13 protein-coding genes are annotated in these 14,264 nt (G+C 35.8%); 7 read left to right on the top strand and 6 right to left on the bottom strand.

Features of this window, described 5'->3' with window-relative positions; translation table 11 throughout:
- Positions 1 to 197: 197 nt before the first annotated feature.
- Both AN959_RS11815 and AN959_RS11810 read right to left on the bottom strand, forming a co-directional pair.
- Entirely contained in the window at positions 198 to 1,070 is an 873-nt protein-coding gene (locus AN959_RS11815) for an anti-sigma-V factor rsiV (RefSeq protein WP_056830985.1), read from the bottom strand.
- Entirely contained in the window at positions 1,067 to 1,564 is a 498-nt protein-coding gene (locus tag AN959_RS11810; RefSeq protein WP_056830983.1) for an RNA polymerase sigma factor, read from the bottom strand. The genes AN959_RS11815 and AN959_RS11810 overlap by 4 nt, the downstream gene beginning before the upstream one ends.
- Before the next feature lie 235 nt (positions 1,565 to 1,799).
- On the opposite strand from AN959_RS11810, the gene AN959_RS11805 reads away from it, so the two are divergent.
- Positions 1,800 to 2,498 (top strand): ABC transporter ATP-binding protein, encoded by a 699-nt coding sequence (locus AN959_RS11805; RefSeq protein WP_053591591.1) that lies wholly within the window; start codon positions 1,800 to 1,802, stop codon positions 2,496 to 2,498.
- Positions 2,488 to 3,789: an ABC transporter permease gene (locus AN959_RS11800; RefSeq protein ID WP_056830981.1), complete on the top strand. Its 1,302-nt coding sequence runs from the start codon at positions 2,488 to 2,490 to the stop codon at positions 3,787 to 3,789. Before AN959_RS11805 ends, AN959_RS11800 begins: the two co-directional genes overlap by 11 nt.
- Before the next feature lie 33 nt (positions 3,790 to 3,822).
- Here the strand turns inward: AN959_RS11800 and AN959_RS11795 are convergent, their stop codons facing one another.
- On the bottom strand, positions 3,823 to 4,086 hold the full coding sequence (locus AN959_RS11795) for a hypothetical protein (RefSeq protein ID WP_053591593.1): 264 nt from the start codon (positions 4,084 to 4,086) through the stop codon (positions 3,823 to 3,825).
- 348 nt (positions 4,087 to 4,434) lie between these two features.
- On the opposite strand from AN959_RS11795, the gene AN959_RS11790 reads away from it, so the two are divergent.
- Positions 4,435 to 4,614, top strand: coding sequence for a hypothetical protein (locus tag AN959_RS11790; RefSeq protein ID WP_056830978.1), 180 nt, complete (start codon positions 4,435 to 4,437; stop codon positions 4,612 to 4,614).
- A gap of 53 nt (positions 4,615 to 4,667) precedes the next feature.
- Here the strand turns inward: AN959_RS11790 and AN959_RS11785 are convergent, their stop codons facing one another.
- Together AN959_RS11785 and nhaC are read right to left on the bottom strand one after the other, a co-directional pair.
- A complete protein-coding gene (locus AN959_RS11785) occupies positions 4,668 to 5,831 on the bottom strand; it encodes an SAM-dependent methyltransferase (RefSeq protein WP_056830977.1) in 1,164 nt (387 codons plus the stop codon).
- A 201-nt stretch (positions 5,832 to 6,032) separates the two neighbouring features.
- The gene (gene nhaC, locus AN959_RS11780; RefSeq protein WP_056830975.1) at positions 6,033 to 7,448 is read right to left on the bottom strand and encodes a Na+/H+ antiporter NhaC; all 1,416 of its coding nucleotides are present in this window, start codon (positions 7,446 to 7,448) and stop codon (positions 6,033 to 6,035) included.
- Positions 7,449 to 7,821: 373 nt separating this feature from the next.
- Here nhaC and AN959_RS11775 point away from each other — a divergent pair, with 373 nt between their 5' ends.
- From AN959_RS11775 to hflX, 4 genes are all read left to right on the top strand, one after another.
- Positions 7,822 to 9,453, top strand: coding sequence for an AMP-binding protein (locus tag AN959_RS11775; RefSeq protein ID WP_056830973.1), 1,632 nt, complete (start codon positions 7,822 to 7,824; stop codon positions 9,451 to 9,453).
- A 304-nt stretch (positions 9,454 to 9,757) separates the two neighbouring features.
- Entirely contained in the window at positions 9,758 to 10,174 is a 417-nt protein-coding gene (locus AN959_RS11770) for a VOC family protein (protein WP_056830971.1), read from the top strand.
- 226 nt (positions 10,175 to 10,400) lie between these two features.
- Entirely contained in the window at positions 10,401 to 11,147 is a 747-nt protein-coding gene (locus AN959_RS11765; protein WP_056830970.1) for a VOC family protein, read from the top strand.
- A gap of 11 nt (positions 11,148 to 11,158) precedes the next feature.
- On the top strand, positions 11,159 to 12,430 hold the full coding sequence (hflX, locus tag AN959_RS11760; RefSeq protein WP_056830968.1) for a GTPase HflX: 1,272 nt from the start codon (positions 11,159 to 11,161) through the stop codon (positions 12,428 to 12,430).
- Between the two features lie 72 nt (positions 12,431 to 12,502).
- Here hflX and AN959_RS11755 read toward each other — a convergent pair whose 3' ends face one another.
- Complete coding sequence (locus AN959_RS11755; protein WP_056830966.1) at positions 12,503 to 14,221, bottom strand: ABC transporter ATP-binding protein; 1,719 nt, start codon at positions 14,219 to 14,221, stop codon at positions 12,503 to 12,505.
- Positions 14,222 to 14,264 lie beyond the last annotated feature (43 nt).

Genomic DNA, 14,264 nt, shown 5'->3' with positions numbered 1-14,264 from the left:
AAACAGCCCGTTTCACTAATTTAGTGAGAATGGGCTGTTTTCTTTTAAGAAGAAGTTTCCACCGCAACTTGTAAATTTTGTACCAGAGAGCTATTTACATCTCAGACACTTCCTGTTAAAACATAAACTCCTATAGAAGGAAGGTTACAGATTGTTATGGAGAAGCGACTGCTCGGTTTTGGAAAACTGCAGAACCATCATTTTATATATACATTACTCACTAATGATTCTTGTATGACATCCGTTGGAATTTCAAATGTTACGAGACCCATTGAACCCGGTGCTACTTCATATTTATCGAAAGAAATGGTCAGTTTATGGTCTGCTGTAATAGAGAACGTTTGATCCGGGCGAATTGCTTCAAAGCCTATTTCCTCTTCGCTCGCAATCCAATACACAATACTTTCATCCGATTCCATTTGTCTTATCATTTCTTCCTTGATATAGGAGGAAATTACTTCTATATATGCATCATCTTTAAACAAGCTCGGTAACGTAATAAGAACTTCATTTTTCTTATCTATTGTATCTGTTCTTAGCGTAGTAGATGAGGAACCTACAAGGTTCACTTCATAACGACTTATCGATAGAATTTCCTCTGTATCGGTGACCACTTCATACGTAGATGCTACACCAAGATGGCCCCCACCAGCTTCTTTTAATGCTTCCATTTCAATTAGGAAGCTTTCGTAAAGTGCTTCGTTTTCAGCAATATATTTTTCATTTAAAATATTTTCTAATTCTTCATTTTCTAGTCCAGTGACGTTAGGAGTTTTTATATCAGCGTTGTATGTGTCCTCAGATACTTGAATTTCTTGTACTGTCACTACTTGAACAATAGAACCTAGCACGGGTACAGATGATAGAGTTTGGGCCAATGCGGGACTTACATTTACACTTGCCACAAAGATAGCGGCCGCTGCTACCATTCCGATGCCCCATTTTTTAAATGGCATACTTTTTTTCCTCTTTCCTTTTGACTCACGAATGGTGTCCTTTACAACATGTTTTAGCTCAGTTGGTATTCCAATATTATCGTATTGTTTTTTAGAATCATGTAACTTACTCATGCATGCACCTTCTCTTCCATATTTGTTCGTAATTTTCGCAAGGCAGCATATAATCTCGTCTTAACAGTATTAGTGTTTTCTCCTAGCATGGTGGCGATATCCTCGATTTTCATATCTTCAAAGAATCGAAGAATAATTATGGTTTTGTGCTGCGCTGATAAATGGTCTATTGCTTCATACAAATCAATATCTCGAATTTCGTCCTCTTGAATTGGTAGATGAAAGTCTAACACATCATCCTCAACTAAGGCGATTCTTTTATTTTTGTGAATATAATCAATCGAGGTATTGATTAAAATTCTATAAAACCACGTTTTTAAATAATGAATATGGTCTAAGGAATCAATGGATCGTAGAGACTTCATAATACTTTCCTGTATTATATCCAATGCAGATTCCTTACTTTTAACATAGCTAAAAGCAAGACGATAATGCGCATGTTGATTTTCAATAATATAGTTTTCAACTAGCTGAAACTTTTCTTTTTTTGTCATGACATCTTTGTACTCCTTTTTCATTTCAGTAACATAATTATGTAACAAAAATTAGACGAAGAACTGGAGTGGAAAGTTTGCCTTATATAAAGAATATTTTCCCCAGCAACAATCCTTCAAATGTAAATATGAATGGCGATGTCCCTTTTCTTAAGAAATTCTTCATATTTATCCTTCTAAAATGTTAAGAAACAATCGATATACTATGTTCATAGTAAACGGAAGGAGAAATAAAATGATACAAGTACAGGATGTAAATCATACATTTTTAATCGGGAAAAAAGGAAAGGAAAAGAAAGTGCCTGTTTTAAAAGGGCTATCTTTTGAAGTGGAGCAAGGAGAGATTGTTGCGATAGTTGGAAAAAGCGGCTCAGGTAAGTCTACTTTGCTTCACACAATAGCGGGTTTTATGAGTCCTGAACAAGGATCCATTACTGTGAATGGTAAGGAAACTGCTTATTTAAATGAAGCAGAAAGAGCACAGTTCCGATTAAATAATTTTGGATTCATCTTTCAAAATTTTCAATTGATGCCGGGACTAACAGCGTCAGAAAATATAGAGCTTCCGCTTAAATTAAAGGGAGTATCTTCTAAAAAAAGAAAAGCTAATGTAAAACAATTGCTACAAAAAGTTGGACTACAAGAAGTAGCAGATCATTATCCAAATGAATTATCAGGGGGGCAGCAACAGCGTGTAAGTATTGCGCGTGCACTCATAACTAATCCACCGATTATCTTTGCAGATGAACCTACTGGTAGCTTAGACTCGGAAACAGAGCAAGACATTTTATTGCTTATACAGGATCTTAATCAAGGATTAGGTGTAACGTTTGTCATTATTACCCATGATGAAGAGGTTGCAAGTATTGCACATCGTAAATTTAAAATGCATGACGGGGAACTAGTAAAAGGAGGTGCTCCATATGTTGTTTAAAGACCAAGTTGATTTTGTACGTCAACATATTAAGAAGAATAAACTGAGAGTATTTATGACGGTTCTAGCTGCCACAATGGGATGTGCATTTTTAATCGTGCTTGCCTCCATCGGGTTCGGGATTCAAGATACAATGCGGAAAGAAATATTACAAGATCAAGCGATTACAGAAGTAGAAGTGTATCCAAATGCTGACGAGGAACTGGATATTTCACAAATAAGATCTCTTGAGCATGTAGATGCAATTGTACAAAGGTTAAATTTAAATGCTATGGCTAATTCTCAAATAGAGGACCGTACCCTTCAAGGAAATGTAATTCTTACAAACTTTGACGAAGAACAAAAATCAAATCTACAATTATCAGAAGGCAGAATGCCCGAAAAGGATAATGAAATAATAGTTGGCTATCAGTTTGCGGAAAGTTTGTTAACGGATGCAGAACGTAAAGAAATGGAACAAAATGCAGAAGAAAATGCAGAACAAATCGGAGGATACAAGGACTCTTTAATCGGAAAAACAATCTCTTTATCACTTCAGTCTTATGAAACTGAGGAAGCTTTTCAGGAGAAATGGAATTTTACAATTGTTGGAGTTACAGAAAAGCCAGCAAGAGATTGGATTATAGATACAAATGTGTTGGTCAACGAATCTTGGAAGGACAAGTTTAAAGAAGTAATTGTTGCGAATTCAGAAATAGAAGTAGTAGAAGCAGATTTATTTTATGCACAAACGAAAGTATTTACCTCTAGTTTAGAGCATGTAAAATCAGTTACAGAAGATCTAAAGAAAAAAGGCTATAATGTCTATTCGGTCTCTGAACAGTTGGAACAAATAGATGTTTTTTTCATGGCATTTAAAATTGGCCTTATATTTGTAGGCACAGTTGCAGTATTGATTTCATCCATTGGAATCTTTAACACAATGACTATGGCTGTAACTGAAAGAACTCGAGAAATAGGAGTCATGAAGGCGATAGGGGCAAGTCCCAAACTTATTCAACGGTTATTTTTAATGGAAAGTGCTTGGATCGGTATTATTGGAACAGTTTTAGCTGTGATCATTTCATATGCAGTGAGTTTCCTGGCAAATTTGGTATTACCAATGGTAGTAGGAGCAGCGTTAGGGGATGAAGATATTCAAAATCTATCCATTACTTTTTCGTTGATTCCATGGCAGCTTGTTGTTATTGCATCGATCATTAGCATAGGGGTTGCAATGATTTCTGGTTGGAGACCCGCACGAAAGGCAACGAATATTGATGTAATCAATGCTTTAAGACAGGAATTATAAAAGAAAGGTCGTCCTTGATTGGGACGACCTTGTTTATTGTGCGATTGTAAAATAAGCAATAAATAGAACAAATACAACGAGTGCATTTATTAAATTGTATTTAGAACGAGAAATTTTTTTATCGAATCGATCAGATTTGTTAATGAATTTAACTCCTAAATAAGTAATGATAATTGCTAAAACCAAAGCAAGAATTGGCGGCATTGGATATACATGTACATCGACAAAATGAACGATAATGATTGCAATAGCCATGGCAATACCATAAGCAACTTTCTTTAAGGTTGGTTCTTTCACTGATTTTGCTCCATTTCTTTTAAAAATAACTTATTGTATAAGTATAACTTCTTTTTAAGATAATTCCTTTACTAGTTTCAATTCACTTTGAATTTTTGTTTTAATTCTTTATTTTCAAGGACATCGCAATGGGATTTCATTATATCGCCACAACAAGTGTTAACCCGAGTAACTCTATGTTAACCTTATTATAACCCCAAGTTGCAGAAGCTGGTTAGTGAGTAATTTTAATGACTGTTTAGCAAGTAAAGGAATTGTAGCCTAGGCTAATACTGCACTCTTTGGAGACTGTGGATTTGCCTGCATAGGAATGGCTGGAGCATAAAACAATTAACTGGAGGTTTTGAAATGCTAAGTAATACATTGTCAGTAATCCTAATTGTGCTAGGCATCGTCTTAGCTTTATCTCTATTTGGTGTTATCGAAATTCCGCTAGGATTCGTGTATATCGGCATATTTATAGTGGCCATTGCCCTGTTAATAGTTATTTTTTATAGAAAAAGGAAAATGGAAGGAAATAACTCCTAGTAAGGAGCTATATAGGGAAAAGTCGGTTCTCAAGCAAGGAGAACCGACTTTTTTCAATTAAAATACTCTTTTAGTTCTTTTTCTAAGAAAGGATTCGCATGGAGCATTTGTTTAAAATGCTTATATCCTTCCAGTTGTTCAGATGTTGCCTTTTTCCCTGTTTTATATGCACGTATTAAGATGTTTTTAGGAGTGTTTTCTAAATCGATAAATTCGACTAATTGTGCTTCGTAACCAACTATATTTAAGATTTCAGCTCGAATAGAATCTGTAGCAAGTGCTGCAAAACGTTCTTTTATAAGACCGTGTTTCATCATAATATCTAGACCTGGTGCATCTAGCTGTCTATTCAGTTCGTGCTGACAGCAAGGAACACTTAAAATAACGCTAGCACCCCATTTGACAGCGCGGGCAAGAGCCATATCTGTTGCAACATCGCAAGCATGGAGCGTGACTACCATATCCACAGAAGTTTCCTCGTTGTAATCATTAATATCTCCTACTAAAAACTCTAACTGATCATAGCCTAAGTCCTCAGCAATTTTCGCGCATTCTTCAATAACTTCTTTTTTCAAATCTAAGCCTGTTACTCGAATGTCGAGACCCTTTTCAATTTTTAAATAATGATAGAGGGCAAATGTTAAGTAAGATTTACCTGATCCAAAATCCAGAATTCGAACGGTTTTGTCCTTTGGTAAGTGAACAAGGGTATCATCGATAAATTCAACAAAACGATTGATTTGTTTAAATTTATCGTACTTTTGTTTTTTTACTTTTCCTTCAGCGGTTTGGACGCCTAAATGTATAAGGAATGGATACGGTGTATTTTCATCTAGCAAATAATTTTTTTTTCGATTATGTGATAGGTTTACTGGTTTTGCTGTAGCTAATTTCTCGGACTTCCACATTACTTTGTTTTTCTTGGAGAGTTGGATTTGTACTTTTTCCATTGTGAAATCAGCATGAATTTGACGAAATTGTTCCAATAGTTCGGTCAGTGTTGTTTCAAATGCCTCTATTGTAATATTTTCATGCTTCAAAATACGTTCATATTGATACTCTAGCTGAATATGATATACATTTTTTATTTCAATCGGTTTTAGTTTTACTCGTTTAATTTCATTTGACTTGGCACGAGGCTGACTGACTGTAGCAGTAACCAACTGCTTTTTCTCTATTTGCTCTAGCAGATAATCTTTCATTTCTTGAAATTCCATAAAAACCGCCTTCTTTTAGTAGGATCCTTGGCAATAGTGTATCACAACAAGGAGATTCTAGGGTAGAAGGATGGGTTAGTTGGAAAAATGAATATATTAGTTGGAATTTTAGGCCGATTAGTTGGTAAATAAGCAAGTTTAGTTGGAATTATCGGACCTTTAGTTGGAATGTAAAAGAAATCCCCTTCAGTCTTGAAGGGGTTATTCTTTGATATAAGTCAGAGTTTTACCAGTCACTCCAAATAATATGGTTAGGATGGGGCTAAGCAAGCAGAAAAACGCAAATGGCAAATAGTCGAGAGTAGAAACAGCTAATACATTCGTGATAAATATACCGCACACACTCCACGGAACAAGAGGATTAACGACAGTACCTGCATCTTCCATTACTCTTGCCAAGTTCTTATTGGCTAAACCGACCTTTTGGAATGGAGCTTGGAACGCCTCCCCAGTCAATAAAATCGATAAGTATTGCTCTCCGATTAATGTGTTTACTCCAATTGCGGTAAAAGCGGCTGCCGAAATAACGGATCCGACAGTTTTTAATGAACTCTCTACTTTTAGTAATAAACTTTGTACGATACCAAGAGTGAATAAGAGTCCCCCCATACTTAAGGCAAGTAAAACAAGACCGATAGTGAACATCATGCTATTCATACCACCTCTGGATAACAGGGAGTCTACTACTTCAATACCTGTTTGAGATGAATAGCCAGTGAATAATATGTTTAATATTTCTCCAGCTGTAAGGTATTGATGGAAGTAAGAAACTACAATCCCTGCAATAGAAGTTAGAGCAAGAGATAATATTGCAGGCACTTTCTTTATGGAAAGTACAATAAGTAAAGCAAGTGGTAATAATGTGTACCAATGAATCATACCTGTTTGAAGAAGGCCTTCTTGAAAGCTTGAAATCTGCTCTAAATGTTGAGAATCTTTATTTGGCGATAACATACCGTAGCCTATTAGCGAAATAACAAATGCTGGAATAGTTGTCCACCCCATGTTCTTTATATGGTCGAATAAATCCACACGAACAATTGCAGAGGCAAGATTTGTAGTGTCTGATAAAGGAGACATTTTATCTCCAAAAAAAGCACCGGAAACAATTGCTCCAGCTGTAATAGCTAAAGAAATATCCATCGCACCTGCCATTCCGATAAAGGCAACTCCAACTGTTGCGACAGTAGTTAACGAGCTTCCGATAGACAAACCAATTATACATGTAATGATAAATACGATGGCATAGAAAAAGTGTGGCGATATGAACTGAAAACCAAGATATATAAGTGTAGGGATGGTTCCACCTATCATCCAGCTACTAATTAAAATGCCTATAAAGAAAAAGATGAAAATGGCTCCAAGCCCCGCCTTTGAACCGTCAACAAGTCCATCTTCTAATTGTTTGTAAGGTACTTTTTTTATGAGTCCGTACGTAATGAGTAAAAGAATAGCGAGTAAAATAGGCATATGTGGAACTGTATCAAATTTTATAATACAAATGGCCATTATAGAAATAATTGATAAAGTAAGCAGTATTGACTCCCAAAATGACGGAGTGATTTTTGATTGAATACGAAACACTGTAAAACCTCCAAGGTGATTAATATTAGACATTAAAAAAACCTTCTATATCCCTATTTGTTAGGGACGAAGGAATCTCCGCGGTACCACCCTATTTGTTGGGCCATACATACCCAACCACTTCATTTCAAAAAGAGCTTTAAAAATTGTTGTAATTCATCTGTCATTCTACCTGAACTTTCACCAACCGTTCAGTCTCTTTTTTCTGTAAACATGCAGACTACTATGACAATCACTCTTATATAATTCACTTTCGCGATTCAACGCTTTCAATCACTGAAGTAATTAGGATTTTACCACTTTTCAGCGCCCTGTCAAGTAAACTAGTAATTTTTTAACACTATTATTTATTCAGAATTTTATGATAAAATGATACTGCATATAAACAATCAAAGGGGAGATTTGTTTGTTAAATGAAAAAACAGTAGGAGAAATTGTTAAAGAAGCAGCGAGAAAGTATCCGGAAACAGAAGCATATGTTTACCCAGAGCACGGTATCCGAAAAACTTATAAGGAATTCGATGAAGAAACTGACGAGCTAGCAAAAGCTTTTATTGGAATGGGGATACAAAAAGGGGAACATGTTGCAATTTGGTCAGACAACAAAAGAGAGTGGCTACTAAGTCAGTTTGCGACTGGAAAAATGGGGGCAGTACTCGTTACTGTGAACACGAACTATCAAGAAAAAGAGTTAGAATATTTATTACAACAATCTGATTCTACTACCCTAATTTTATGTGAGTCTTTTAAAGGTACTTCCTATTTAGATATTTTGAGATCGGTATGTCCTGAGATTTATCACTCGGAAAAAGGGAATATTCAATCCGAAAAACTTCCTCATTTTAAACGTGTCATTGTGATGAGCGAAAATCAGTATCCTGGAATCTATACTTGGTCGGAATTACTTGCTCATGGAAAAGGAGTATCTGAAGAAACTTTAGATGAAACGTTTAAATCAATTAATAATGAAGAAGTGATTAATATTCAATATACTTCTGGAACAACAGGCTTTCCAAAAGGTGTAATGCTTTCACACAAAAATGTAGTCAATAACGGACAACTTGTCGGAGATTATATTCATCTTTCAGAACATGATCGTCTATGTATTCCCGTTCCATTCTTTCATTGTTTCGGCTGTGTGATGGGGACAATTGCATCGATTACTCATGGTACTACAATGGTCATTGCGGAACAATTCGAGGCGGGAAAAGTCCTGCAAATTGTACAAGATGAAAAGTGTACAGCCTTACATGGTGTACCAACGATGTTTATAGCAGAGCTAAACCATCCAAAATTTACTCAGTTTGATTTATCTACACTCCGTACCGGGATTATGGCAGGCTCCATTTGTCCAATAGAAGTCATGAAAAAAGTGATGGAAGATATGGGGGCATCCGAAATTACAATTGCATATGGACAAACAGAATCATCCCCAGTTATTACACAAACAAAAACAGACGATGCAATTGAAAAACGGGTTTCCTCTGTCGGTAAAGCACACCCTGGAGTTGAAGTTAAAATTATCGATCCGGTGACAGGAGAAGAAGCACCGGCAGGAGTTCCAGGAGAACTTTGTACAAGAGGTTACCTTGTAATGAAAGGCTATTATAAAAATGAAGAAGCAACAAAATCTGTTATTGATTCGAATGGCTGGCTTCACACAGGAGATATTGCTGTAATGGATGAAGATGGTTACATCGATATTACAGGGCGCATTAAAGATATGGTGATCCGTGGTGGAGAAAATATTTACCCAAAAGAAGTAGAGGAGTTTCTATATCAGCATCCTGCTATTCAAGACGTGCAAGTAGTTGGGGTGCCTGATGCCAAATACGGAGAAGAGCTAATGGCTTGGGTCATTTTGAAGGCTGGTGAAAGCATAACTTCAGAGGATTTAAAAGAGTACTGTAAAGGGAAAATATCGTTTCATAAAATACCAAAGTATGTGGAGTTTATCAATTCATACCCAATGACGGCTTCTGGTAAAATTCAAAAGTTCCTTTTAAGGGAAATGTCGAAAGAGAAAATTGAAGTTTAATAATTAGCGACATATTTCCTGGGAAATAGACATAAAAAGTATAGATGCATATTCAATAATGGAAGAGACAAATAAAAGTGGGGAATCAAGCGGTAGCACATATTATTTTACGTAAAAATTTTTACCGTGGAAAATGTCACATTTTCTCGTTTATCGTCTAATGTATGTAGGTGATAGGAAAGATAGGATGATTGAATAATTGGAGTCTAGAAGGGTAATGAATAGTAAGGTGAAAAATTAAGAGTAAATTGTTTAATTGAATGGTCCATATATAAATTAAAAAATTATTATGAGGTGACAGAGATTGAGTTTAAAAGCGGACAATATATTTATTAATTTACCTGTAGAAGATCTAAAAAAGTCAGTTGAATTTTTTTCGAAGATTGGATTTGAATTTGATGCAAATATGACCGATGACAATGCAACGTGTATGATCATAAATAAAAATATTTATGTTATGTTGTTAGTTAAAGATTATTTTAAAACATTTACGAAAAAAGAAATTTCAGATACAAAGAACAGTGCTGAAGTGATTTTGGCATTATCGGCAGATAGTAAAGAAAAAGTAGATGAAATTGTAAATAAAGCATTGGAAGCCGGTGGGAAAGAATCATATGAGCCTGTTGATCATGGTTTTATGTATGTTTGGAGTTTCCAAGATATAGATGGTCATCAATGGGAGATAATGTTTTACGATGAAACGGGAGCCACTCAAAATTAAAGATTAAAGTTAATTTCTAATAACTAGCAGGCGTTGATCCAAGAGGATTGACGCTTTTTGTAATGATTTTTATTATAACTTTCGCAGTAGGTAGAACGGTTATTTTATTACTAGGCGCTAGAAGTGGAAATCAACGAAGAGATTTGAAAAGACCTTATAGAAGCGATGCTTTTTGGATTTGTTGTATACTATTACAAAGGAAATTTATAGAATTAGAGGTGTATTCATGTATTTAGATCACATTGTTCATCTTGTAACAAAAAAACCAACAGAAGTTGTAGAAGAGTGGAAAGGTAATGGGTTTCATGCTGTTATAGGAGGACAGCATACGCGATGGGGTACGTATAATGCGCTTCTTTACACAAAAACTAGTTATATTGAATGGCTTGCACTAGAAAATGAAGAAATTGCATTAAATGCAAATCATCCATTAATCAATCTTCTACTACATGATTTGAAAACGAAACCAGGTTTTGGAACAGTTTGTATTCGAACTGAAAACATCGAGAGTCTATTTAATCAACTAGAACGAAAAGGTATAGAAACCTCCGGAGTTTTACATGCTGAAAGAAAAACGACAAGTGGCTTGGTTCGTAAGTGGAAAATGCTTTTCGTAAGGGAAGAGATAAGTAATGATTTACCGACTCCGTTCTTCATTGAATGGCAGGAAGATGATGAAGAACGCTATCAATTATTACAAAAGGATGGAACAATAGTAGATAGTAATTTAGAGTTGACTATTTCAACTTGTGAGTTTCATGTGAGAAATCCTAGGGAAGTAATGGATAAATGGAAAAACTACTTTGAGATAAAAGAACAAGATAACCAAACATTACTACTAGCTAATACAAATTTAGTTTTTAAAAAGCTTGAGACAGGAGAACAGGAAAGACTTGCTTGTATATATGTAAATGGCCACGGAAAGCAGGAGCCGATTTATTATGAGCAAGGGACTTATTGTTTTTGCGAATAGGGGGAATCAGTTTGGATGAATTATTAGAAAAGGCGATTGTCGTCGCTGTCAATTTGCAAAGTGACGAGCATTTTGAATATGAATTAGAGGAGTTACATAACTTAGCTAAAGCGTTAAATGTGGAAGTTGTAGGAGAAGTGACACAAAATCTTGAAAGAGTTACGTCATCCCATTATGTTGGTACAGGTAAAGTGGAAGAGATTAAAAACTTCTATGAAGAAGCAGGAGCAAATCTTGTCATTTTTAATGATGAACTTTCACCGTCCCAAATTCGTAACTTAGAAAAAGAATTAGAATGTAAGGTAATCGATCGTACGATGCTTATTTTAGATATTTTTGCACGTCGAGCTAAATCGAATGAAGCACAAATGCAAGTAGAGCTTGCCCAGCTCCAATATATGTTACCACGTTTAGTAGGACTAAGAGCATCACTTGGTAGACAGGGTGGGGGAACTGGCGGCGGATTTAAAAACCGTGGTGCTGGGGAAACGAAGTTGGAGCTAGATAGACGTAAAATTGAAGACCAAATTGCTAAGTTAAAACGTGAGCTAGAGCATGTAAAGGACCAACGAGAAACACAAAGAAAGCAACGGAAGAAAAATGCCATACCAGTTGTGTCACTAGTTGGATATACAAATGCTGGTAAATCCACTATTATGAATCAACTTCTTCATAAAATTGGTCAAGAAGAATCGAAGCAAGTATTTGAAAAGGATATGCTTTTCGCGACATTAGAAACTTCTGTTCGGCAAATAAAATTGCAGGATCAGAAAGAGTTTTTATTAACTGACACGGTAGGATTTGTTAGTAAGCTTCCTCATCATCTTGTCAAAGCTTTCCGCTCAACGTTAGAAGAAGCTCGAAATGCAAATTTACTTCTCCATGTGGTAGATGTTTCGAATGAAGAGCACCGCTATATGATGGAGGTTACAAACGAAACCTTACATGCCGTCGGGGTAGAAGATGTACCAACTATCTATGTATATAACAAATCAGATTTGGCAGAATTAAAGTATCCTCATGTATCCGGCAATAACATTTGGATTTCTGCAAAAGAAGGAACGGGTTTAGACGAGCTGCTTGAATTGATTAAAAAGCATATTTTTTCTAATTATGTACAATGTTCTTTACTCGTACCATTTGATCGAGGAGATATCGTGTCATATTTAAATGAGCATGCCTCTATTATGTCCACCTCTTATGAAGAAGAGGGTACTCTTGTAAAAGTAGAATTAAAACAATCCGATTACAACCGTTTTCTAGAGTTTGTATATGCCGAGTAGTGATTAAAAAAAGGTTGCTCACAAGTAGGATTTTTACTTGCGAACAACCTTTTTCTATTAGTAATTAGAATCTTATAATTCTTGAAACTGAATATTATGAAGTCTGGCAAAAATTCCATCCTGCGCTACTAATTCACTATACGAACCATCTTCTGCAATTCCGTCATCGGTTACAACAATTACTCGATCCGCATCACGGATGGTTGCAAGACGATGGGCAATAATAAGGGTTGTACGATTTTCTGCAAGCTCCATTAAAGATTTTTGGATGATTTTTTCTGTCTCTGTATCAAGGGCAGAAGTTGCCTCATCCAAAATTAAAATTGGAGGATTTTTAAGGAACATGCGAGCTATTGCTAGACGTTGTTTTTGTCCTCCTGATAATTTAAGTCCACGCTCACCGATTTGTGTGTCATATCCATCTGGAAGCGAACTAATAAAATCTTCCAAATGTGCTTTTCTCGCTGCCTCCTGAATTTCTTCTTCCGATGCTTCTTTTTTACCGTACGCAATATTCTCTCGAATTGTACCAGTAAATAAAAATACATCTTGTTGAACGATACCAATTTGAGAACGTAAGGATTGCATCGTAACATCCTGAATATTTAAACCATCAATGGAGATTGCACCTTCATTCACATCATAAAAACGAGGAATGAGCGAGCATATAGTTGTTTTACCAGCTCCAGAGGGACCAACAAATGCAACGGTTTCTCCAGCTTTTAGCGATAAATTAATATTCTCGAGCACTGATTTATGCTCATCATAGCGAAAGCTGACATTTTCAAACTCAATGTCCCCATTCAAATGAGATACATTTAATGCATTCGGCCGGTCTTGAACCTCAGGATCCTGCTCAATAAGTTCTAAAAAGCGTTTAAATCCGGCCATTCCTTTTGGATACAGTTCTAAAAGTGCAGTAATTTTATCTACTGGTTTTATTAACACGTTAACATAAAGGACAAAACTTACTAGCTCTCCGTAGGATAGCGTCCCATTGTATGTGAACCATGCTCCTACAACCAAGACTACCAATGTTACAAGGCGAGTCATCATATAAATGCTAGAATGCGTTCCAGCCATCACTTTATAAGCAATAAGCTTTGCTAGTCGAAATTGACCGTTATCTTCTTTAAAGCGAGCAATTTCAAAGTTTTCATTTGTAAAAGATTGTACTACTCTAACACCGGACACACTATCTTCAACGCGAGCATTTACGTCTGCAATTTTACCGTACATGTTCTTCCATGCTTTGTTCATCATAATATTTCCGTATGTAGCAACAATAGATAAGAACGGGACCATAATGATGGCGATCACTGCGAGCTCTGGATTAATGTTGAACATAATTGCAAAGGCACCGATCAATGTCATAATGGCGATAAATAAATCTTCGGGACCATGATGGGCAAGCTCACCAATATCAAATAAGTCATTTGTAATCCGGCTCATAATATGCCCGGTTTTTGTATTGTCAAAGAAGCGGAATGATTGCCGTTGTACATGGTTAAATAATTGCTGTCTCATATCCGTTTCAATATTTATACCGAGTTTATGACCTAAATAACTAACGATAAATTGAAGAAATGTACTTATTATATATACGATAAATAGTAAAATACTCACCCTTACTATCATATTCCAATCTCCACCTGGTAAAAGGTCATCAATGAACCATTGAACTGCTACCGGAAATGCAAGTTCTAAAATAGCTACGAACACTGCACTGCTAAAGTCGATAATGAATAATCGTTTATGCGGTTTGTAAAAGGCAAAAAACTTTTTAAGCACAGAAATCTACTCTCCTTTCCTATGTCATAACGACTATTATATA

It is taken from the genome of Psychrobacillus sp. FJAT-21963, assembly GCF_001420585.1.
GTDB lineage: Bacteria > Bacillota > Bacilli > Bacillales_A > Planococcaceae > Psychrobacillus.
The sequence above is the reverse complement of the archived record's forward strand: the minus strand, read 5'-3'. Positions and strand labels throughout refer to the sequence as shown.